Origin of the sequence: Streptomyces sp. HNM0575 (genome assembly GCF_012726265.1) — a bacterium.
In the GTDB taxonomy this organism is placed as follows: domain Bacteria; phylum Actinomycetota; class Actinomycetes; order Streptomycetales; family Streptomycetaceae; genus Streptomyces.
The window spans coordinates 113,128-135,564 of record NZ_JAASAG010000008.1 but is presented as its reverse complement, the minus strand read 5'-3'; the positions used below and the strand labels follow the sequence as shown (position 1 = coordinate 135,564).

Here is a 22,437-nt window from a genome sequence, read left to right as displayed (position 1 = left end):
ATGGGTGTTCGCGGCGCCGGCCAAGCCGGCATCGGCGCCGGTGTCTGCGAAGGTGCGAGGTGCGAGGTGCGTTCGGGGGAGGGTGCGGTTCGCGGGCGGGCTACGGGACGGGCAGCCCCGCCGCGAGTTGACGGATCGCGTCCTGGAGCTTCGGCGCGACCGGACCCGGCGCATCGGTGTGCACCCAGTGCAGCGTGGCGCAACGAAACGCCCCGCTGACGGCGGCGGCCACCAGATGCGGATACATGTCGCGGTCGAGGTCGGTGCCCGTACGGTCCGCGATCGCGGCGGCCAGCTCGGCCTCCTCGGCGACCCCGATCCGGGCCAGCTCGCCCCGCACGGCGGGCTCGGTGAGCATCAGGCGGATCCCGGCGACCCAGTGCTCGTCGGGGGCGCCCCGCCCGTTGCCGCCCTGGCCCAGGCTCAACTGCGCCAGGACCGCCTGCTCGATCGCCTCCCACAGCGGCTCCGACGCCGGCCGGTCGCGCAGCTCCCCCGCGATCCGCCGGGCACGGTCGAGCTGCCGGGTGGCGACGGCCTCGGCCTTGCCGGAGAAGTAGTTGTTGAACGTACGCGCTGTGACGCCGACTTCGGCGGCGATGTCCTCCACCCGTACGTTGGCGAACCCGCGCTCGACCGCGAGGCGGATGGCGGCCCAGCTCAGCGCGATGCGGGTCTCCTGCTTCTTGCGTTCCCGCAATCCCGTGCGGGCGTCGTCCTGGGTCGTCATGGGAAACAGCATGGCCACTTTTTTCGGAGCGCGCAAGTTTTCTTGCCGCGAAATTTTTCCGATACGCCGGGCCCGCGTTCGCGATCGTGGCTGGAATCACACCCCGACTGGTCGGCTTCGCCCGCTTCCGTCCCGTTGCGCTCGCACCTGCGGCATCGGCGGGCAGCCGGGAGGTTTCGGGGAGATGCTCCACATACGCCAGTGCCTTGCACGGCACGCGAATTCACAGGTCAGCGGGTTACCGGCCATTAGCCCCACGGGTGTGCCCGTGATCCCCGGATCCATGGGTACGGTGGTCCTCGCGAGGTCGCGCCGTCCCCGCCGCAGCCCCTCAAGTCAGCCATCAGAGGCGCTGCGCTCCTGGCCGGTCTCGAGCCCTTGACGTCCCCGAGAGGCAAGAGCGTTGACGAGCGAGACCGGCACGATGCTGCGCGAGTTCCTGCGATCACCGGCCGAAATCGGCGCGGTGGCCCCCAGCTCCCCCAGATTGGCCGAAGCAGTCACCGCCCCGGTGCCGGAGCTCGGCGACCCGGTGGTGGTCGAACTCGGCCCCGGGACCGGAGTGGTCACCAGCATCATCGAGGAGCAGCTGAGCGGCCGCGGACACCAGCTCGCCGTGGAGGCCAATCCGCGGCTGGCCGACCAGCTGCGCGACCGCTGCCGTCGCGTGGAGGTGCTGAACGCCGACGCCTCCAAGCTGCCGGGGCTGCTCGCCGAGCGCGGCCTGGACAAGGCGGACGTGGTCGTCAGCGGCCTTCCCTGGGCGTCCTTCTCCGACGACGTGCAGCGCGAGATCCTCTCGGCCGTGAGCGATGTGCTCGCGCCGGACGGGGCGTTCACCACGTTCGGGTACATCCACGCCCTGCGGCTCTCGTCGGCTCTCCGCTTCCGCGACCTGCTGCACACCACCTTCGAAGAGGTGGTGCCGGGACGCACCGTGTGGCGGAACCTGCCGCCCGCGCTGGTCTACCACGCCCGCCGGCCGCGGGCGTTCGCGTCCCGCGGCATCGCCACGGTGCCGTCGCGCCGGTACCCGGCGGGCGTCCCGGATCCGACATCGGTGCGGTGAACTTCCCTGCTTCCGTGAAGGAACAGAGGTGGCATGACGGGGGGCCTGTGAAAGGCCCCCCGTCATATGTCCATCACGCTTGGGTCCCAACTACCCGCGTAGCGAAGCGGGTTGGTCTGGGCCGACGGAAGCGGAACGGGCGCCGCCAGAGCGGGAAACGGGCACGCCCTACCGCTCCGTAATGACTTCTTCACTGGTGAGCGAAGTCGAACCCAGCCTCAACTCGGGCAAAAGCAGGCAGGATTGACGGCTATTCGGGCTTTTTCTCCGGTATCACGGGCATGTAGAACTCTCCGCACGATCGGCGTCACACTGCGTACGGGTGCCGACCACACCCCTACGCAGGGCTGCGCAAGAACCACGACTAGGAGAGCCCTGTGTTCAAGTCCCGGTTCGAATCCGGATGCAGAGGGAGGACGGTAAGAGTCGTGATGGCCGCGGCCGTCACGGCGAGTCTGCTCACGGCTTGCACCTCGCAGGACAAGACCCCTCCGGAGAAGAAGTCCATCAAGGTCCTGATGGTCGACAACCCTCAGATGCTGGAGCTGAAGAAGCTCACCGCCGAGCACTTCACCAAGAAGACGGGCATCAAGGTCGACTTCACCGCGCTGCCGGAGAACGAGGTGCGCAAGGAGGTCCACTCGGACTTCGCCACCCAGTCCGGCCGCTACGACCTGGCGACCATCAGCAACTTCGAGACGCGGAACTACGCTGCCCGCGGCTGGCTCAGGCCGCTGGACACGTTCATCACCAAGGACCGGGGGTTCGACCAGAGCGACATCCTGCTGCCGATCCAGCTCTCCCTCAGCGGCGCGAACGGGAAGATGTACGCGGAGCCGTTCTACGGCGAGTCCTCGTTCCTGATGTACCGCAAGGACGTGTTCGACAAGCTCGGCCTTGAGATGCCGAAGAAGCCGACCTGGGGCCAGATAGCGGAACTCGCCGACCGCGCCGACCGCCCGAAGAAGGACATGAGCGGCATCTGCCTGCGCGGCCAGCCGGGCTGGGGCGAGATGACCGCGACGCTGACCACCGTCGTCAACACCTTCGGCGGCACCTGGTTCGACAAGGACTGGAACGCCAGGCTCACCGACCCGGCCTTCGCCGACGCCGCGCAGTTCTACGTCGATCTCGTACGCGACCACGGGGAGGACCACCCGGAGAAGTCCGGCTACGCGGGCTGCCTGCGCAACATGAAGAACGGCAAGTCCGCCATGTGGTACGACGCGACCGCCGGCGCCGGGTCCCTGGAGGCCGAGGGGTCGCCTGTGAAGGACAAGATCGGTTACGTGCCGGCGCCGATAGAGAAGACCAGCTCCTCGGGATGGCTGTACACCTGGGCGTGGGGGATGCAGAAGTCCACGGAACAGCCCCGTTCGGCGTGGAAGTTCATGTCGTGGGCGTCGAGCAAGGAGTACGAGAAGCTGGTCGGACGTGAGATCGGCTGGGCCAACGTACCCGCCGGGAAGCGGGAGTCGACGTTCGACCAGCCCGCGTACAAGAAGGCGGCCGGCGCCTTCGACGACGCCATGGAGAAGGCCATAAGGGAAGCCGATCCGCGCAGGCCGGGCGTGCAGAGGCGGCCGACGCTCGGCATCCAGTTCGTCGGGATACCGGAGTTCACGGGCCTCGGTGACAGCGTCTCGCGGGAGCTGAGCGCTGCCATCAAGGGGGAACAGTCCGTGGCCACCGCGCTCCGCAAGTCGCAGACCGCCGCGTGGCGGGTCGGGGCGAAGTACCAGACGCGCTGAGGATCGGCCCGTGCGTGCCGGTCCCGCCGCCCGGAGCGCCGCACTCGGCGGTCCTCCGGGCGGGACCGGCCGTGCTTCCAGGCGGGACGGGCCGCGGCCGGTTCACCAGTCGTGGACGGTCCCGTCGGCGAGGCGGTTGACGGGCAGATAGGCCGGTTCGTACGGGAAGCGGGCCGCCGCGTCCGTATCGAGCTCGACGCCGAGGCCCGGGGTCGCGGACGGATGCAGCAGCCCGTCCTCGAAGGTGTAGGACGTACGGAAGACCTCCAGGGTGTCGGCGGAGTGCCGCATGTACTCCTGGATGCCGAAGTTGTGCACCGCCAGGTCGAGATGGAGGGCGGCGGCCATCCCCACGGGCGAGATGTCGGTCGGCCCGTGCAGGCCGGAGCGGATGCCGTAGACGGCCGCGAAGTCGAGCAGCTTCTTCATCGCCGTGACGCCGCCGGTGTGGGTGACGGCCGAGCGCACGTAGTCGATGAGCCGCTCGCTCAGCAGAGTCGTGTAGTCGTGCACCGAGTTGAAGACCTCGCCGATGGCCAGCGGCGTGGTGGTGTGCTGACGGATCAGCCGCAGGGCGGCCTGGTCCTCGCCGGGCGTGACGTCCTCCAGCCAGAACAGGTCATACGGCTCAAGGGACTTGCCCAGCTTCGCCGCCTGGATCGGCGTCATCCTGTGGTGCCCGTCGTGCAGCAGCGGCAGCTCCGGACCGAACTCCTCCCTCACGGCCTCGAAGACCCGCGGCACATGGCGCAGATAGGCCCGGGTGTCCCAGGTCTCCTCCACCGGCAGGGCCGGTCCGCCGGCGGTGCGGCGGGCCGGCTCGTAGTCGTAGCGCTCGCCGGAGCCGGCGCTGGAGGCGGCCACCCCGTAGACCGAGTCGAGGCCGGGGACGCCGGTCTGGACGCGGATCGCGCGGTAGCCGTCGTCGAGATGTGCCCGTACGGAGTCGAGGAGCTCGGGGATGTCGCGCCCGGAGGCGTGCCCGTAGGCGAGGGCGCCGCGGCGGCTGGCACCGCCGAGCAGCTGGTACAGCGGCATGCCCGCCGCCTTCGCCTTGATGTCCCACAGGGCGGTGTCGACGGCGGCGATCGCGGCCATGGTGACCGGGCCCCGCCGCCAGTAGGCGCCGCGGTAGAGGTACTGCCAGGTGTCCTCGATGTTGCGGGCGTCCCGGCCCGTCAGCAGCGGCGCGACATGGTCGCGCAGATACGAGGCGACGGCCAGCTCACGGCCGTTGAGCGTGGCGTCGCCGAGGCCGGTGACGCCGTCGTCGGTCACCAGACGCAGGGTGACGAAGTTGCGGCCGGGGCTGGTGACGACCGTCTCGGCGGACTCGATCCTCATCTGGCGCTGTTCCTCTCCTCGTCACGGCCCTCGCGGGGACCTCGAAGCGGTCGTGACCGCAGTCCTCACCGCGGCCCTTGTCCGGGATCCCCGTTCGGGCCGTGTGCTGCGCACAACGGTCAGCGTGCCCACACCGTGCGGTACGGCACGGTGCTCACGGTGCCATCTCCCCCACGACCACCTGGAAGGGGGGCAGCTCGAATTCGCGCAGCTCCTCGCCGCCGGGGCCGGTGAGCCCCGCCCCGGCGGCACCGCCGGAGAGCACCGGCCGCACCGTCAGCGGCTCGTCGTGCTGGCTCACGAACCACACGAAGCGGCGGCCGTCCTCGTGCTCCATCAGCGACGTCATCACCCGCGGATCGGCGACCGACACCTCCGGTGCCGCCCCGGACTCGGCCGCGAGCGCCGCGTACAGCCGCCACGTCGGCTCCGGGTTGACCCGCGGCGTACGGGCCGCCATGTGCTCCACGGGATACGTGCACAGCACGAACGCGCCCGCGCCGGTGCGGCGGCGCAGCAGCGCCGGGCGGCCGTGCGCGTCGGTCGCGAGGACGTCGGCGCCGTCGGGCTCGACGGGCAGGTACGAGCGCGAGTTCTCCGTGCCGCCGACGGGGAGGACCAGCTCCTCGCCCGCGGCGATGCCGCCGAAGTCCCGCCGGAAGACCATGCGCAGCTCGTCGTCGTCGACGGGGTCCGCGAGCCCGTAGCGCAGCTGCTTGCGCACACCGAAGGTCTCGTCGAGCTTCGGCCACCACGCGCCGCGCTGGTGCGCGTGCTCGCCCGCGTAGTACGAGGCGTAGACGGTCGCGCCCGACTCCGCGAGCCGCCGCAGCCGCGTCCAGCCGGGCGCGGTGAGCTGCTTCGCCGACGGCAGCAGGTACAGGGCGCAGTCGCCGGGGATCCCGTCGGCCTCCCTGGCGAGGCCCGCGCCCAGATCGGCCTCTCGTGCGGCGACGTACGACTGGCGGGTGTTGGTGAAGACGGCGGTGCGGTCGTCGGGCTGGGTGAAGGGATACATCTTCTCCAGGAACGACGAGACGACGATCGCGACCCGGGCGTCGGGTCGGCGCAGCCGCGGGGCGTCGGTGCGGCCCAGCACCTCGGTGAAGCGCCGGATCTCCCGCAGCTGCTCCTTGGGGCGGCCCTCGCTGTCCGTGATGCCGAAGTGCATCTCGAACGGGTGGTGGCTGTAGGGCTCCTGCTCCTCCAGCGCGTCGTAGTCGGTGTTGTTCCAGGCGATCCAGCCGGTGGCGCCCGCGAGGAGGGTGTTGTGGAGGACCTGCCGGTAGTAGTGCGCGGCGTTCTCCTCGGAGGCGTAGTCGGAGGTGAGCCCGAACTCCTCCATGATCACGGGCTTTCCGCCGATGTCGAGCAGCTCGCAGACGAACGCCGCGCCCAGGTGCTGGCGCACGACGTCGTTCTCCATGTTGTAGACGTGCGGCCCGTGGAAGTCGACGAGCGCGGACAGTTCGCGGATGCGGAAGCCGTTGTCGGCGCCGGAGGTCTCCACGCCCCAGGCGCCGTCGCCGATGGAGACCGGCTGGGCCGCGCCGGTCGAACGGACCGCGTCTGTCAGGGTCTTGGCCCAGTCGGTGACCGTGGGGGCGTCGAGGGTGCCGATGCCCCGCGAGGGCCAGTCGGCGTAGATGGGGATCTCGTTCGTCAGCAGCCAGCCCGCCACGGCCGGGTGGTCCTTCCAGCGTGCCGTCGTCTCCCGTACGTACCACTCCTGCTGGGCGACGAACGACGCGTCACCGAAGACGTCGCGGCCGTCGCGCCAGGCCGGGTCCCAGTTCTGCCCGGACATGTGGCCGACGAGGTAGGTGGGGACGGTGTGCATGCCGAGGGCCGCGTGCCGCTCCAGGAAGTCGTCGAAGCGCTCCAGCATCACCGGATCGAGGGTGTTCTCCTCGGGCATGAAGTCCGGCCAGTAGAGGAAGCTCCGGGTCAGGGTGACGCCGTGGTCGCGCATGGTGCGCAGCTCCTCGTCGACCACCGCGGCGTCGTAGTGCCGCCACATCAGCGGACCGCCGGTGCGCGACCAGTAGTTGACGCCGACCCACAGCAGCGGCGTCCCGTCGGGGGTGCGGAGTTTCGCGAAGTGGCGCTGCATGGCCTGCCCTTCCTCTACGAGGCGGCCGGTGCACCGCCGCTCCGGCGGTCCACCCTCCGCCGCGGGGCGATCAAGGGCAAGGGGGCGGGTCCTGCCCCCGCTCGTCACTTCTCCGCGGAGATCCTCGCGACGGCGCTGTCCTCGCCGATGGACGTGAACTCCATGGTCACACCGTTCATTTCGAGCGAGCCCCTGGTCCTGCCGAGGCGTCCGCCGCACGACCCGTTCGAGCAGGAAGTGGAGGACACCTGCGCGCCCTTGGCCGACATCGAGACGCGGCCGCCGCTGAAGGCCGCCGTCCACGTGATCACGTGGTCCTCGATCTTCTCGACGGTGAACTCGTCCACGCCGTGCGACGAGCGCGGGTGCAGTTCGTCGCCCGCGGAGAGCTCCACCTCGCACTCGGCGTCCTCGCAGGCTCCGGTGTCGGTGCCGTCCGCGGCGGCTGCGGCTCCGGATCCGTCCTTGTCCGAGTCCTCGCCGCCGGATTCCTCGCCGTCCTTCCCCGCGCCCGGCGAGGAGGAGGCCGACGGCGGTGAACCGGCCCTGTCCCCCGGCGACTTGTGCGACGAAGGCTCCCGGGGCGCGGGCTTCCTCACGTCGCCTTCGCCGTCGTCGTCCGCGCAGCCGGCCACGCCCATGAGCAGAGCCAGCGTCAGCAGCGACGCACAGAGCAGCGCCCTCCGGGGCCTGGAACTCCCGTGCCGCACAGCCTGCATGCTTCTCGTCCCCCGTGCTCGTCGTGCCGACGGGGCGCGCCGTCACGCTGAAGTGCCATCGCCCGTCCCCGTCCTGGAAGTCCGTACGGACGGACCTGACGGACCTTCCGTACAACGCCGCACAGTATGCCGGACATGACTGACATCGCGTCGGCGGCGACGCTCCGGGCCGCCACTGACCGTCGGCCGGCCGTCAGTTGCCGATGCGCATCTCGAACCAGGTCGTCTTGCCGCGGGGCAGCAGGTCGACGCCCCACCGGTCGGAGAGGGTGTCGACGAGGAACAGGCCGCGTCCGCTGGTGTCGAGGCCGTGCACGGGCAGCAGGCACGGCAGCCCGCGCGAGGGGTCGCGCACCTCGACCCGGATCCAGCCCCGGCGGCGCATCATGCGCAGCCCGAAGACGAGGGCGCCCGTGTGGCGGACCGCGTTGCCCACGAGCTCCGAGACGAGCAGCACCGCCTCGTCGGTGACCGATTCGGGCAGCGACCAGTGGGACTCGAGCACGGTACGGGCGAGTCTGCGGGCGCGTCTCGCCGACTCGGGACGGTTGGGCAGACGTACTTCACCGATCGTCGGGTCGCCGACGAGATCGAGAACACCGCCCGAGAGCTCGTCGTCGCTCGACGGTTCACCGGGGACCTCTGGCATTCGCTCGCTCACGCTCGCCACTTCTCCCTGTCCCGCCATGACCACCATCATGGCGCGAGCAGGGAGGGCGTGTGGCTGTTCAGCCAGATCCCGATTCCCCGGACAACTCGCCCGGTACTGCCCGACGTTGGGCACCCGCTGCCCGACGGGCGCGCGCGGACCGCTCTGACCTGGTACGCGACCTCGTGCGCGCGGGCGGCCGGTCCCGTGCCGGGGGGCGCGCGGGACGCCGGGCGGACTTCTGCCCGTGGTCCCCCACAAGAGCGGCGGGTCCCCCACAAGGGCGGGGCCCAGGGCGTCGGCGCGGTGCGTCGTTCCGGCCGCCCCGCCCCGCGCCGGGCTCCGCGCCCGGCTCCGCGGTGCCCGTTCGGTGCCCGGTTCGGGGCACCGTTCGGTGCCCGGTTCCGGGGTCCGATGCGGCGCGCCGTGCCACCACGCCTTCGTGCCCGGCGCACCCGCCCTCCAAGAGCCGCCCCTCCGGGAGCCGCCCATCCGGAAGGTCAGGCGAACTTCGCCTTCCCCGGGCCCTCTTCGACGAAGCTGCGCATGCCCGTCGCACGGTCCTCGGTCGCGAACAGCCCCGCGAACCAGTTGCGTTCGACGGCGAGCCCCGTGTCGATGTCGGTCTCCAGACCGGCGTCGACGGACTCCTTCGCCGCACGCAGCGCGATCGCCGGCCCCTTGGCCAGCCGCTCCGCCCAGGCCCGCGCCTCCTCGTAGACCTGCTCGTCGGGCACGACCCGGTCGACCAGGCCCATCTCCAGCGCCTCGGGTGCCTTGACCTGCCGCCCGGTGAAGATCATGTCCTTGGCCTTGGCGGGCCCTACGAGCCGGGCGAGCCGCTGGGTGCCGCCCGCTCCGGGGATCAGGCCGAGCAGGATCTCCGGCTGCCCGAGCCTGGCCCCCTCACCCGCGACGCGGATGTCCGCGCACAGCGCCAACTCGCAGCCGCCGCCCAGCGCGTAGCCGGTGACGGCGGCGGCGACGGGCTTGGGGATGCGCGCCACCGCGGTGAAGGAGTCCTGGAGCCCCTTGGAGCGCTTGACCATGGCCGCGTGGTCCATGGCCTGCATCTCCTTGATGTCGGCTCCCGCGGCGAAGACCTTCTCGCCTCCGTAGATCACGACGGCCCGTACGTCGTCGCGTGCCGTGGCCTCCTCGGCCAGCTCGCGCAGCCGGTCCTGGGTGGCGACGTCCAGCGCGTTCATCGGGGGACGGTCCAGGCGGATCGTACCGACGCCGTCGGCGACTTCGAGATTCACAGTCATGGGGGAAGGTTAACGGGCGTTACGCGCGGGGCCGACGGCGCGGCCGCAGCGGATCCCCGCCCCTCCCGGCCGCACGGGTCTCGGCCGCACGGGCCCTACTTCTGCGGGGCCTTCCACTCGTCCCAGTCCATGTTCCAGCCGTTGAGTCCGTTGTCCGGCTGGACCGTCTTGTCCTTGGAGTTCTTGATCTCGACGACGTCGCCGACGATCGACTCCTTGAAGAACCAGGCGCCCGGCGTGCCCTTGTCTCCGCCGCCCTTCTTGTCGAAGAGCCCGACGCATCCGTGGCTGGCGTTGACCGTGCCGAACTGCTGCTGCGTCAGCCAGTAGTTGCCGTGGATGAAGGTCCCGGAGGTGGACAGCCGCATCGCGTGCGGCACGTCCTTGATGTCGTAGCCGCCGGCTTCCTCGTCCCGCCCGAAGCCCACGGTGTCGCCGTCCATGCGCGTCTCCTTGTGACGCTCGCTGATCACCATGCGGCCGTTGTACGTGGGGTGCTCCGCGCTGCCCGAGCTGATGTCGACCTTCCTGAGCGTCTTGCCGTCGCGCTTCACGGTCATCTTCTTCGTCTTCGCGTCGACGACGCTGACCTGGCTGCGGTCGATGGTGAAGTCCACGGACTTGTCCTGCTGGCCGTAGACGCCGTCGTAGCCCTCCACGCCGTCGAGGTCCAGGTCGAGCCGGACCTTCGTGCCGGCCTTCCAGTAGTCCTCGGGCCGGAAGTCGAGGCGGTTGTTCCCGAACCAGTGGCCCTCGACGTCGACCTGCGGATCCGAGGTGACGGAGATGGCCTTCTCCACGGCCTCACGGTCCTGGATGGCGTGGTTGAAGTTGATCGAGACGGGCATCCCCACGCCCACCTTGGCGCCGTCCTCCGGGGTGAAGCGGCCTATGTAGGTGCTGTCGGGGGTGAGCGTGGTGAAGCGTGCCCGCTTGGTGGCCTTGCGGCCCTCGGAGTCCTTGGCGAGGGCCTCGACGGTGTACTTCGTCTTCGTCGTCAGGTGCTTCGCGGGCGTCCAGGACTTGGCGCCCTTCGCGAGCTCACCGTCGACCGCCTTGCCGTCCTCGTCCTTGACGTCGACCTTGACAAGCTTGCCCTTGTCTGCGGTGACCTTCAGGGCGTCCTCGGTGCCGACGCCGTGGGCGCCGTCCTTCGGCGATATCTCCACCACCGCACGGGACTTCTGCGGCTTCCCGGCTCCCGTCTTGCCGCCGGCTCCGGCGCCGCCGCACGTCGTCAGCGTCAGCAGCAGCACCACCGCGAGAACGACGAGGCCCACGGCGGACCCGCCTATGACCTGAACCCTGCTGTCTCCCTGCACGGACCCCTTGAGTCCTTGCAGAGCCCCCCGTATCGCCTCCGGGTTGAGCTTTTCCTTCGCTTCCCTGGCGACGGTCTTCAGATCCACAGCGGGCTACTCCCCTCGCACGGCTGCATGCACCATCGTGCGGTCCCCGGGCCGAAAAATACGACTGTGCAGGCGCTAGGTAATCACACCGAGATGGAGATGGAATCCCCGAGAGTGTCACCGTTCCGTCGCGATTTCTTTCCTTCCGCGACGGTCGTCAACCCCCCTCCGGTACCCGCCGGGGAAAGCGCGCAGTCCAGCGCACGCACGGCGCTCGCGAAGCCCGTCCGGCGCCGAGCGGACCGGCGCGTGAGGCAGCGCGTGGAACAGTACGCGAATCAGTGAGCAGACCGGTACCGGAAGGGAAGCCGGCCGGTACCGGGGCCCGTGCGGGATCCGTGGGTGGATCAGCGCCGCAGTACGCCGCAGTGCGCCTCAGTGCGCCTCAGTGCGCCGCCGCGGGCAGCGCCGAGCCCGCCGTCCACTGGCTCCAGCCCATGTTCCAGCCGCTGAGGCCGTTGCCGGGTGCGACCGTGCGCTCGCCGGAGTTCTTCACGGTGATCACGTCGCCCGTGAGGGAGTCGCGGAAGAACGCCCCGGCCGGACTGCCCGGGTCGCCCCCCTTCCTGTCGCGCAGCCCGATGCATCCGTGGCTGACGTTCGCGCGCCCGAACGTCCGCTTGGAGGCCCAGTAGTTGCCGTGCAGGAAGGTGCCGCTGTCGGTGAGGCGCATCGCGTGCGGCACGTCGTCGATGTCGTACTCGCCGCCGAACCCGACGGTCCGCGCGTTCATGCGGGTCACCTTGAACTTCTCGCTGATGACCATGTCCCCCGCGTACGTCGGGTTCTTCGCGGAGCCCGTCGTGACGGGCAGGGTCTCCACGACCCGGCCGTTGCGCGTCACCGTCATCGTGTGGCGGCGGGCGTCGACCACGCTGCGCTGGTCCCGTCCGACCGTGAAGTGGACGCGCTTGTGCTGCACTCCGTACACGTCGGGGGCGGCGCGCACGCCGCGCAGCCGAAGATCCAGCGTGACGCGGGTGCCCGGCTCCCAGAACTCCTCGGGGCGGAAGTCCACACGGGACGTGCCGAACCAGTGCGGCGCGACCTTCACGGGCGGGGACGCGGAGACGCGGATGCCGCGCTCGACGGCGGCGCGCTCGATGATCGGACGGTTGAACCTGATCGAGAGGATCATTCCCGTACCGACGGTCTGCCGGTGCTCGGGCGTGAAGAAGCCGATGAAGCGACGCGGCTGCGCCTTGGTGGTGAACGTGGTGTGCCGGGCGGCACGCCTGCCCTGCTCGTCGAGGGCGACGGCGTCGACCCGGTACTCACTGCCGAGTTGGAGCCGGCGCGCGGACCCCGACGGCCGCCACGTGCGCCCGTCGGAAGAGATGCTGCCGGGGACAGCGTGCCCCGCACCCTTGCTTCTGCGGGTGACCCGCACCTCGTCCAGCCGGCCCTCCGTCGCGTTGACGCGCAGGATGCCGTCCTTCGTCACGTCCTTGCTGCCGTCACGCGGCAGCACCTCGATCAGCTGGGCGGGAGTCCGGGGTTCGACCATCGCGCCGCAGCCCGCCAGCAGAGCGCCCGCCGCGCACAGCGCCGCCGACGAGCACCTCAGCATCGTGCTTCTCAGCAGCAGGCCCCTCCGGCCCGCTCGTCCCGTCCGCCCCACCCGATCCATGTCCGCACTCCCCGTGAAGCTCGTCCGTACGGAGACCAACGACCCGCCGCCGCAGGGGAAACGAATCGGTCACGCACGGTGCTGGAGACATTCCGTAGTGGAAGCATCGCGGGCGGACGAGCGACGTGCGAGCACCGACTCGGCGCGAAAAAAGCAGATGAAGCACGCAACCACCCGACCGTAGTCTCAGGCCGGTGACGACCGGGGCGGGGACGACCAGCGGAGCGGACGGGGACGCCGGCGACGGAGGCGGCGACGCGGCAGGTGACGGTACGGGCGGCGGCGCGGGCGCCCGTGCGCGGCCGGGGCCCGTGCCGTGGCCGAGGACCGTGCCGTGACCGAGGACCGTGCCGTGACCGGGGACCGTGCCGTGGCCGGCGCCCGTGCCGTGACCGGGGACGGCGACCGCTCGGTGGTGCGCTCGCTGCTGCGGATGTGGCCGTATGTACGGCCGGTGCGGGTCCGGGTGTTCGGCGCGGCGCTGGTGGCCGCGCTCGCCTCGTGCACGGGTCTGGTGATCCCGCTCGTACTGAAGTGGCTCGTCGACGGGCCGGTCGCCGACCGGGACACCGCGGGCGTCTGGGCGGGCGGTGCGCTGCTGCTGGGGGTCGGGCTGCTGGAGGCCGGGCTGTTCGCCGTGCGGCGGTGGCTGAGCGCCCGTCCGCTGGCGGGTGTCGAGGCGGCCATGCGCGCGGACTTCTACCGGCATCTCCAGCGCCTTCCGGTCTCCTTCCACGACCGCTGGCCGAGCGGGCAGTTGCTCTCCCGCGCGACCACCGACCTCGAACTGCTGCGCAGATTCCTCTCCTTCGGCGTGACCTTTCTCCTGGTGAACGTCGTGACGGTGGTGGTCGGTTGCGTCATTCTGCTGTCGCAGCGGTGGACGCTGGGGCTGGTCGTCCTCGGCCCGTTCGTGCCGCTGGTGTGGCTGTGCACCGTCTTCGAGCACCGGTACTCGCGAGCCGCGCGCCGGGCCCAGGACCAGATCGGGGACCTGACGACGCTCGTCGAGGAGGCGGTGCTCGGCATCCGCGTCATCAAGGGCTTCGGGCGGCACCGCAGCCAGGCGCTGGCCTTCCGCGCGCTGTCGGGCCGGCTGCTCGGCACGGAGCTGGACAAGGCGCGGCTGCTGGCCCGCATCTGGGCCGTGATCATGCTGCTGCCGGAGCTGGCGGTCGGGGCCGCGCTGGTGCTCGGCGCCATGCAGGTCGCGGAGGGCGCCCTCTCGGCGGGCACGCTCGTGGCCTTCCTCTCCACGGCGCTGGCGCTGCGGTGGCCGGTGGAGACGACGGGGTTCCTGCTGGCGCTGAGCAACGAGTCGGCGACGGCGACCGACCGCTTCTTCGAGGTCCTCGACGAGCCGCTGCCGCGGGACGTGCTGCGCGACGCGCACGAGGCGCGCGAGGCGCATGGCGCGACTGACGTGGACGGCGGCCTTAGGAAGGGGCAAGCGGCGGCGACGGCCGGGGAACCGACGACCGGGGACCGTGCGGCGGACGGGCCGGACGGGCTGCGCTTCAGCAGTGTGGTGTTCCGCTACGCCGACGCACCGGATTGGGACCCGCCGGTCCTGGACGGCGTCGATCTGCACGTACGGCACGGGGAGACGATGGCCCTCGTCGGCGCGACGGGGAGCGGCAAGACGACGCTGACGGCGCTCGTGCCGCGACTGCACGAGGTGACGGCGGGTCACATCACCCTGGACGGCGAGGACATCGGGGCCATGCGCCGGGCGGAGCTGCGCTCCCGGGTCGCGGTGGCGTTCGAGGAGCCGACGCTGTTCTCGGCGAGCGTGGCGGAGAACGTACTGATGGGCGCGGACGGGGAGTTGGACGCGGAGCCCTACGGGACGCTCGGCGCGGGGCCGGGCGCGACACCCGGCTTGGCGCCCGACACGGCGCCCGACGCGGAGGGGAACGCGGCGCCCGACGCGGAGGGGAACGCGGCGCCCGACGCGGACCGGGATGCGGCGCCGGACGCGGACCGGGGCGTGGAGCCGGACAGCGTGCCGTACGCCGAAGTGCCCGCTCTCGTACCGGCGTCGGCGTCCGCTTCCACACCCGGCTCCGTATCCACACCCGGCTCCACGACCGACTCCGCATCCACACCCGGCTTCACATCCGCATCCACGCCCAACTCCGCATCCACACCCGGCTCCACACCCGGCTCCGTATCCAGAGCCGTTCCGGGTCCGCTGCCCGAGCCCCGGGCGGCGGCCGCCGACGGCCCGGGTCCGCAGGCCGGGCTGGACCGCGCGCTGCGGGTCTCGCAGGCGCACGAGTTCGTCGCCGCCCTCCCGCAGGGCCCTCGGACCCAGGTCGGGGAGCAGGGACTGAGCCTGTCGGGCGGCCAGCGGCAGCGTCTCGCCCTGGCCCGTGCCGTGGTCGGCCGCCCGCCCTTCCTCGTGCTCGACGATCCGCTGTCGGCACTCGACGTGCACACGGAGGCGGCGGTCGAGGCGGCGCTGCGCGAGGTGCTGACGTCCACCACGGCGCTGGTGGTCGCGCACCGGCCGTCGACCGTGCTGCTCGCGGACCGTGTGGCGCTGCTGTCGGGCGGACGCATCACAGCGGTCGGCACGCACCACGAGCTGCTGCGCGGCAGCGCCGAATACCGCCGTCTGATGTCCGGTGACGGCGACAGGCAGACGGGGGTGGGGAGTTGACCGGCGGCACGGCGGACGCTCGGGAGGACCAGCGGCACCGCACGGAGGACGCGGACGTACGCCCCGATGGGTCGGACGGTTCCGGCGGTACGGGCTCGCACGGCGCGGGCGGCGTTTCAGACTCGTCCGGCCTGCCCCAAGTCCCGGGCCCGTCCGATCCGTTCGACGGCGACGCCCTGCCCGCTCCGCCCCACGCCGCGCGCACCCTGCTCGCCTCGCTGCTGCGCCCGCACCGTCTGCGCGTCGCGGTCACCGGTCTGCTGCTGCTCCTCCAGCAGGCCGCCGTGCAGGCGGGCCCCCTGCTGGTGGCCTTCGCCATCGACCGGGCCGTGCCTGCGCTGCGCGGGGAAACCGGCGGCGGCGCGTCCGGCCACGCGCCCCTCGGCACCCCGGACCACGGCCCGCTCGTCGCGGTCGGTCTCGCATATCTGGTCTGCGCGCTCGCGTCGGGCGGCTTCCAGTACGCGTTCATCGTGGCGGCCGCCCGCGTCAACCAGCGGGTGCTGCTGGATCTGCGCGGCCGTATCCACCGGCACGCACAGGCCCTCGACGTCGACTTCCACGACCGCTACACCTCCGGCCGCCTCATCTCCCGTTCCACCACGGACGTCGCGTCCCTGCGCGAACTCCTCGACGAGGGGCTCCAGGAGCTGCTCGCCGTCGTCGTCTCCGTCGTGTACATCGTGATCACGCTGCTCTGGCTGGACGCCGGTCTCGGGGCGGCGGCGCTGGGCAGCTTCGTTCCGCTGGCGCTGCTCGTACGGAACTTCCAGAGCCGCTCGAAGCACGTCTACCGGGGCAAGTCGACGGCGATGGCGGCCGTCATCGTCAAGTTCACCGAGACCGTGGGCGGAATCCGCGCCGTTCAGGCGTTCCGGCGCGAGCGCGCGAACGACGCCGCGTTCGCGAGGCTCAACGGCCGCCACTGGAAGGTGAACGGCGACTCGCTGCTGGAGATGGCGCGTTACGTCGTCGGCTCCCGCGCGACGGCCAATACGGCGATCGCCGCGATCGTGCTGTGGGGCGCCTATCGCGTCGCCGCCGGAGACCTGGCGCTGGGCGTGCTCGCCGCCGCGGCGCTCTATCTGCGCAGGCTGTACGACCCGATCGACCACCTCGGGATGTTCCTCAACTCCTATCAGTCCGCGGCCGCTTCGCTGGAGAAGATCGCGGGGCTGCTGGCCCAGCGGCCGTCCGTGCCGGAGCCGTCCGCGCCGCGCGCCCTTCCGCCGCGCCCGGAGGGACGGCACGGGCGCGAAGTCGTCTTCGAATCGGTCTCGTTCGGCTACCGCACCGGCGGCGAGGTGCTGCCGTCGTTCCGGCTGACCCTGCACGCGGGACGGACGGTCGCGCTCGTCGGCGCCACGGGCGCGGGCAAGTCCACGCTGGTGAAGCTGCTCGCCCGCTTCTACGACCCGACGGGCGGGCGGGTGCTGCTGGACGACGTCGACCTGCGCGACCTGGAAGCTTCCGAACTGCGGCGCAGTGTCGTGATGGTGACCCAGGAGGCCTTTCTCTTCTCCGGCACCGTCGCGGAGAACATCGCCATCGGCCGCCCGGACGCGACCCGCGAGGAGATCGAGGGCGCGGCGAAGGCCCTGGGCGCCCACGACTTCATCGCCGCGCTCCCCGAGGGGTACGACACGGACGTACGGAAGCGGGGCGGGCGCATCTCGGCCGGGCAGCGCCAACTCGTCGCGTTCGCCCGTGCGTTGCTCGCGGATCCGGCGGTGCTGGTGCTGGACGAGGCGACGTCCTCGCTGGACATTCCGGGCGAACAGGCCGTACAGCAGGCGATGTCGACGGTGCTGCGGGGACGTACCGCGGTGGTCATCGCGCACCGTCTCTCGACGGTGGAGATCGCGGACCGGGTGCTGGTGATGGACGGCGGCCGGCTGGTGGAGGACGGCACTCCGGCCCAACTGACCGCCGACAACGGGAGATTCGCAGATCTTCACAGCGCGTGGCGCGACAGTCTGGTCTAGCGGCACCCGCCGGCGGCCGCACCGCCGTGACCAGCGGCGATCCCCAACTGACCTTTCACAGACGTCCGTTATCCGGATAACGAGCGCTCACCAACGGACAAAAGTTGGTCAAGCCGTGAACGCCGTCTGGCGGAAACGGTGACATGCGCGCGTACCCGACAGTAGTCTGAGGCGGTCGTGCATTCGCACGATGAACAACACTTCGCATCTGTTCCACAGTTCTGCACGGGCAGCCCGAACATGGCAGCCGCCCGGCCCCCACGGCAGAAGGAGCCACCGAGTGAGATCCATCAGCAAGAAGCAGCGGATATCCGCCCTTGCAGCCACGGCCGCGATCGTCGTGGCCGGCATCACCGCCGGCACGGCCACCGCCGGCCCCTCGGACAAGGAGTCCACCGCGAAGGCCGGTGCCCAGCCCGCCGCGGTGAGCGCGACCCAGCAGACCCAGCTCATCAAGAAGGCCGACACCACCGAGGCGAAGGCCGCGGACGCCAAGGCCCTCGGCCTCGGCTCCAAGGAGAAGCTCCAGGTCAAGGACGTCATCAAGAACGCGAACGGCGCGACGCACGTCCGCTACGAGCGCACCTACGACGGCATGCCCGTGCTGGGCGGCGACCTGGTCGTCCACAAGGCCAAGTCGGGCAAGCAGACCGGTGTCACCAAGGCCACGAAGGCCGACATCAAGGTCTCCACCGCGGGCGTCACCGCCGCCGCGAAGCCGGCGACCCCCAAGGCGAAGGGCAGCAAGGCCCCGCGCAAGGTCGTCTTCGCCTCCCACGGCAAGCCCGTACTGGCCTGGGAGACCGTCAAGGGCGGCCTCCAGAAGTCCGGCGCGCCGAGCAAGCTGCACATCATCACCGACGCCAAGACCGGCAAGAAGCTCGACCAGTACCAGGCCATCCAGGAGGCCGACGGCACCGGCACCGGCCAGTACGCCGGCGACGTCAAGCTCACCACGGAGGGCTCGGACGGCAACTTCACGCTGACCGACAAGTCGCGCGGCGGCAGCAAGACCACTGACCTGGGCAACAGCGAGAGCGGTGACGGCAAGGAGTTCACCGACAAGGACAACAAGTGGGGCACCGGCAAGCCGGACGACGCCCAGACCGCCGCTGTCGACGCCCACTTCGGCGGCGCGGCGACCTGGGACTTCTACAAGGACGTCTTCAAGCGTGAGGGCATCGCCGGTGACGGCAAGGGTGCACCCAGCCGCGTCCACTACGGCGACAACTACGTCAACGCCTTCTGGGACGACAGCTGCTTCTGCATGACGTACGGGGACGGCGAGGGCAACAAGAAGCCGCTCACCTCGATCGACGTCACGGGCCACGAGATGTCGCACGGTGTCACCGCGGCGACCGCGGGTCTCGAGTACGCGGGCGAGTCCGGCGGCCTGAACGAGGCCACCTCGGACATCTTCGGCACCGCCGTCGAGTTCCACGCCAAGAACAAGGAAGACGTCGGTGACTTCCTGATCGGCGAGAAGATCGACATCAACGGCGACGGCAAGCCGCTGCGCTACATGGACAAGCCGAGCAAGGACGGCAACTCGCTCGACGAGTGGAGCGACAAGGCCGGCGACGTCGACGTGCACTACTCGTCCGGCATCGCGAACCACTTCTTCTTCCTGCTCTCCATGGGAAGCGGCAAGTCCGAGCTGAACGGCGTCAAGTACGACTCGCCGACCTCCGACGGCTCCACCGTCAAGGGCATCGGCATCACCAAGGCCCAGCAGATCTGGTTCAAGGCGCTGACCGAGAACATGACCTCCAACACGGACTACAAGGCAGCCCGTGAGGCCACGGTCAAGGCGTCGGACGACCTGTACGGCAAGGACAGCACCGAGTCCAAGGCCGTCGAGGCCGCCTGGACGGGCGTCGCGGTCAAGTGACCCCGGCTGACCGGCTCGTCGGCTAGTCCGACGGCACAGCACACCGGCGGGGCGGGCACCGTGCGCGGTTTCGCGCACGGCACCCGCCCCGCCGTCATGTCCGGCGCCTTCACATACGGCGCCGCTTCAAGCGCTTCCGCTTCAAGCGCCTTGTTCACCCGCTTCAAGTGCCTTGTTCAGACGCCCGGTTCAGACGCCCGGTTCAGACGCCCGGTTCAGACGCCCGGTTCACACGCCGGCGCCGCCCGGCGTCTCGTCCGCCGCGTCCGACGGCACGGCGGCCAGGCCCAGTTCGGCGCCCGACGCCAGCAGAGGGTGCGCGGGCAGCACCCGCACCGTGTATCCGTAGGGGCCCGCGCTGCCGGGCGTGACGGTCCCCTCGTACGTCCAGCGGCCGTCGAGGTCCGCGCCGCCGCCGGCCGAAGTGACGGGCTTGAGCGGGACCTTCAGCGCGTCACCGCCCGCGATGCGGTCCGAGCCGTCGACGGGTCCGGCCACCGCCTGCACCTCGACGTCCTCCGGTGACAGCCCTCCGAGGGCGACCTTCGCACGCAGTGTCAGGCTGGCCCCGAGACGCAGCCCGGAACCGGCACCGCCGCCCGGCTGTTCGTGCTCGCCGCCCCGGTTCTGCTCGCCGTGCCGTTCGTGCCCGCCCTGCCGGTCGTCTTCGCCGTTCCCGTCGTCGGCGTCGTGCTCCACGGACCCGAGGGCGACCGACACCGAGGGCCACGCCGCACGCACCCGCGCCTTCCAGGCGCCCAGTCCGCGGGCCGCCGCCTCGTCGCTCAGCTCGCGGTGGGAGCGGGCAGCGGGCCCGTACAGCCGCTCGACGTACTCGCGCACCATCCGCTCCGCCTGCACCTTCGGACCGAGCCGTGCGAGGGTCCTGCGCACCATCCCCACCCAGCGGACGGGCACTTCGGGCACCCGGCCGCCCTCCGGTGCCCGGCTGCCTTCCGGTGCCCGCCCGCCTCCCCGCACGCCGCCGCCGTCGTAGAAGCAGGGCGCCACGTGATCCTCGATCAGCGAGTACAGCGCGGCGGCCTCGACGCCGTCCCGGCGGTCCTCGTCCGCGGCGGCGTCGCCGTCGGCCGTGGGCACGGCCCACCCGAAGTCCGCGTCGAACCACTCGTCCCACCAGCCGTCCCGCACCGAGAGGTTGAGACAGCCGTTGAGCGCGGCCTTCATTCCGCTGGTACCGCACGCCTCCAGCGGCCGCAGCGGGTTGTTGAGCCACACGTCGCAGCCGGGGTAGAGGTCCTGCGCCATGTCCATCCCGTAGTCGGGCAGGAAGACGATCCGGTGCCGTACGCGCGGATCGTCGGCGAACCGCACCAGCTCCCCGATCAGCCGCTTGCCGCCCTCGTCCGCGGGATGCGCCTTGCCCGCCACCACGATCTGCACCGGGCGCTCCGGGTGCAGCAGCAGCCGGGTCAGCCGCTCCGGATCGCGCAGCATGAGCGTGAGGCGCTTGTACGACGGCACCCGGCGCGCGAACCCGATCGTCAGCACGTCCGGGTCGAACACCCCGTCCGTCCAGCCGAGTTCGGCGTCCGCGGCGCCGCGCTCCCGCCACGAGGCGCGCAGCCGCGCCCGTACGTCGTGCACGAGCTGTTCGCGCAACGTGCGGCGCAGCGCCCACAGTTCGGCGTCGGGCAGCGCCGGCGCGTCGGCGGGCATCCGCGGCGAGCGCCAAGTCGGCGCGTGCACACCGTTCGTGACGGAGGTGATGGGCACCTCCGCCGGGTCGAACCCGGGCCACAGCCCCGCGAACATGGTGCGGCTGACCTCGCCGTGCAGGCTGCTCACGCCGTTCGCGCGCTGCGCCAGCCGCAGGCCCATCACCGCCATGTTGAACAGGCCCGGGTCGCCGCCGGGGTAGCTCTCGGCGCCGAGCCGGAGCACGTCCTCCGTGGCGACGCCCTCCAGTTCGCCGTCGTCACCGAAGTGGGAGGCGATCAGAGAGGTCTCGAAGCGGTCGATGCCCGCGGGCACGGGGGTGTGCGTGGTGAAGACGTTGCCCGCCCGCACCGACTCCAGCGCGGCCTCGAACTCCAGCCCCCGCTCCCCCAGTTCGCGGATGCGCTCCAGCCCCAGGAACCCGGCGTGGCCCTCGTTGGTGTGGAACACCTCGGGCTCGGCGTGCCCGGTGCGCCGGCAGTACGCGCGTACGGCACGCACACCGCCGATGCCGAGCAGCATCTCCTGAAGCAGGCGGTGTTCGCCGCCTCCGCCGTAGAGCCGGTCGGTGACGCGGCGTTCCTGTTCCGCGTTCGCCTGCACCGCCGAGTCGAGCAGCAGCAGCGGTACGCGTCCCACCCGTGCCTGCCACACATGTGCGTACAGCGATCGGCCGCCCGGCAGCCGCAGCGCGATCCTCACGGGCATGCCGTCCGCTTCGCGCAGCAGCCGCAGCGGCAGCTCGGCCGGGTCGAGTTCGGGGTAGTCCTCCTGCTGTGAGCCGTCGCGGGACAGGCTCTGCCTGAAGTAGCCGTGTCTGTAGAGCAGTCCGACGCCGATCAGCGGAACGCCCAGGTCGCCGGCGGCCTTGAGGTGGTCCCCGGCGAGGATGCCGAGGCCGCCGGAGTACTGCGGCAGTGCGCCGGTGATGCCGAATTCCGGCGAGAAGTAGGCGACGGCACGCGGGAGACCGGCGGAGGCCGCGGCCTCCCGCTGGTACCAGCCGGGTTCGTTGAGCGCGTCGTGGAGGTCGCCCGCCGCGACGGCGAGCCGCCGCAGGAAGGCGCTGTCGGAGGCGAGTTGCGCGAGCTTGGAGGGCGGCAGCGCGCAGAGCGTGCGCAGTGGGTCGCCGCCCGTCCGCCGCCAGGCCTCAGGCGCCAGGTCGCGGAAGAAGCGCCGGGTCGGCGGGTGCCAGGACCAGCGCAGATTGTGCGCCAGTTCGCTCAGGGGACGGAGGGGTTCGGGGAGTACGGGGTGCACGGAGAAACGACGAATGGCCTTCACACCCCGACCGTAACGGGGCATACGTACGCATAGCGGCAATGATCCATTTCATCCGCGGTGTCCACCCTGACGCGGCCCGCGCGGCGGCCCGTGCGGGCCGCACGGAAGCCCGCGCGGAGGCCGGATGGAGGTCCGGGCGCGGCCGTGACGGGTGCGGCGGCGCGTATGACCGCCGATCACCAACCCGCCGTTCGCGGCGGCCACTCGGCGCCGCCGCAGTCACATCCGTCACATCCTCCGGGCAATTCCG

At 71.1% G+C, this 22,437-nt stretch carries 15 protein-coding genes; 6 read left to right on the top strand and 9 right to left on the bottom strand.

The window, feature by feature from the left end; all coding sequences use genetic code 11:
- Window positions 1–100: 100 nt before the first annotated feature.
- The gene (locus HCC61_RS19930) at window positions 101–730 is read right to left on the bottom strand and encodes a TetR family transcriptional regulator (RefSeq protein ID WP_169137221.1); all 630 of its coding nucleotides are present in this window, start codon (window positions 728–730) and stop codon (window positions 101–103) included.
- Window positions 731–1,133: 403 nt separating this feature from the next.
- Between HCC61_RS19930 and HCC61_RS19925 the strand changes: the two genes are divergently transcribed.
- Together HCC61_RS19925 and HCC61_RS19920 are read left to right on the top strand one after the other, a co-directional pair.
- Entirely contained in the window at window positions 1,134–1,799 is a 666-nt protein-coding gene (locus HCC61_RS19925; RefSeq protein ID WP_169137219.1) for a methyltransferase domain-containing protein, read from the top strand.
- Between the two features lie 431 nt (window positions 1,800–2,230).
- Window positions 2,231–3,550: a sugar ABC transporter substrate-binding protein gene (locus HCC61_RS19920; RefSeq protein ID WP_169137217.1), complete on the top strand. Its 1,320-nt coding sequence runs from the start codon at window positions 2,231–2,233 to the stop codon at window positions 3,548–3,550.
- 102 nt (window positions 3,551–3,652) lie between these two features.
- On the opposite strand, the gene manD is transcribed toward HCC61_RS19920, so the two are convergent.
- The 7 genes from manD to HCC61_RS19885 form a co-directional block, all read right to left on the bottom strand.
- Window positions 3,653–4,894 carry a D-mannonate dehydratase ManD gene (manD, locus tag HCC61_RS19915; RefSeq protein WP_169137215.1) on the bottom strand — a complete coding sequence of 414 codons (1,242 nt, stop codon included), beginning with the start codon at window positions 4,892–4,894 and terminating at the stop codon, window positions 3,653–3,655.
- A 154-nt stretch (window positions 4,895–5,048) separates the two neighbouring features.
- Entirely contained in the window at window positions 5,049–7,007 is a 1,959-nt protein-coding gene (locus tag HCC61_RS19910) for a cellulase family glycosylhydrolase (RefSeq protein WP_169137213.1), read from the bottom strand.
- A gap of 104 nt (window positions 7,008–7,111) precedes the next feature.
- Window positions 7,112–7,726 (bottom strand): hypothetical protein, encoded by a 615-nt coding sequence (locus HCC61_RS19905; protein ID WP_169137211.1) that lies wholly within the window; start codon window positions 7,724–7,726, stop codon window positions 7,112–7,114.
- Window positions 7,727–7,919: 193 nt separating this feature from the next.
- Window positions 7,920–8,375: an ATP-binding protein gene (locus HCC61_RS19900; protein ID WP_240969149.1), complete on the bottom strand. Its 456-nt coding sequence runs from the start codon at window positions 8,373–8,375 to the stop codon at window positions 7,920–7,922.
- A 500-nt stretch (window positions 8,376–8,875) separates the two neighbouring features.
- Complete coding sequence (locus HCC61_RS19895; RefSeq protein WP_169137207.1) at window positions 8,876–9,643, bottom strand: enoyl-CoA hydratase-related protein; 768 nt, start codon at window positions 9,641–9,643, stop codon at window positions 8,876–8,878.
- A 95-nt stretch (window positions 9,644–9,738) separates the two neighbouring features.
- Entirely contained in the window at window positions 9,739–10,965 is a 1,227-nt protein-coding gene (locus HCC61_RS19890) for an Ig-like domain-containing protein (protein ID WP_346777305.1), read from the bottom strand.
- Between the two features lie 472 nt (window positions 10,966–11,437).
- Complete coding sequence (locus HCC61_RS19885) at window positions 11,438–12,622, bottom strand: Ig-like domain-containing protein (protein WP_240969132.1); 1,185 nt, start codon at window positions 12,620–12,622, stop codon at window positions 11,438–11,440.
- A gap of 254 nt (window positions 12,623–12,876) precedes the next feature.
- On the opposite strand from HCC61_RS19885, the gene HCC61_RS19880 reads away from it, so the two are divergent.
- The 4 genes from HCC61_RS19880 (at window position 12,877) to HCC61_RS19865 (ending at window position 19,223) form a co-directional block, all read left to right on the top strand.
- Window positions 12,877–13,020 (top strand): hypothetical protein, encoded by a 144-nt coding sequence (locus HCC61_RS19880; RefSeq protein ID WP_169137201.1) that lies wholly within the window; start codon window positions 12,877–12,879, stop codon window positions 13,018–13,020.
- 95 nt (window positions 13,021–13,115) lie between these two features.
- On the top strand, window positions 13,116–15,347 hold the full coding sequence (locus HCC61_RS19875; protein WP_169137534.1) for an ABC transporter ATP-binding protein: 2,232 nt from the start codon (window positions 13,116–13,118) through the stop codon (window positions 15,345–15,347).
- A gap of 131 nt (window positions 15,348–15,478) precedes the next feature.
- Window positions 15,479–17,332, top strand: a complete 1,854-nt coding sequence (locus tag HCC61_RS19870) for an ABC transporter ATP-binding protein (protein ID WP_169137532.1) — start codon at window positions 15,479–15,481, stop codon at window positions 17,330–17,332.
- 280 nt (window positions 17,333–17,612) lie between these two features.
- A complete protein-coding gene (locus HCC61_RS19865; RefSeq protein ID WP_169137199.1) occupies window positions 17,613–19,223 on the top strand; it encodes a M4 family metallopeptidase in 1,611 nt (536 codons plus the stop codon).
- A 228-nt stretch (window positions 19,224–19,451) separates the two neighbouring features.
- Here the strand turns inward: HCC61_RS19865 and glgP are convergent, their stop codons facing one another.
- Window positions 19,452–22,187 carry an alpha-glucan family phosphorylase gene (gene glgP, locus HCC61_RS19860; protein WP_169137197.1) on the bottom strand — a complete coding sequence of 912 codons (2,736 nt, stop codon included), beginning with the start codon at window positions 22,185–22,187 and terminating at the stop codon, window positions 19,452–19,454.
- Window positions 22,188–22,437 lie beyond the last annotated feature (250 nt).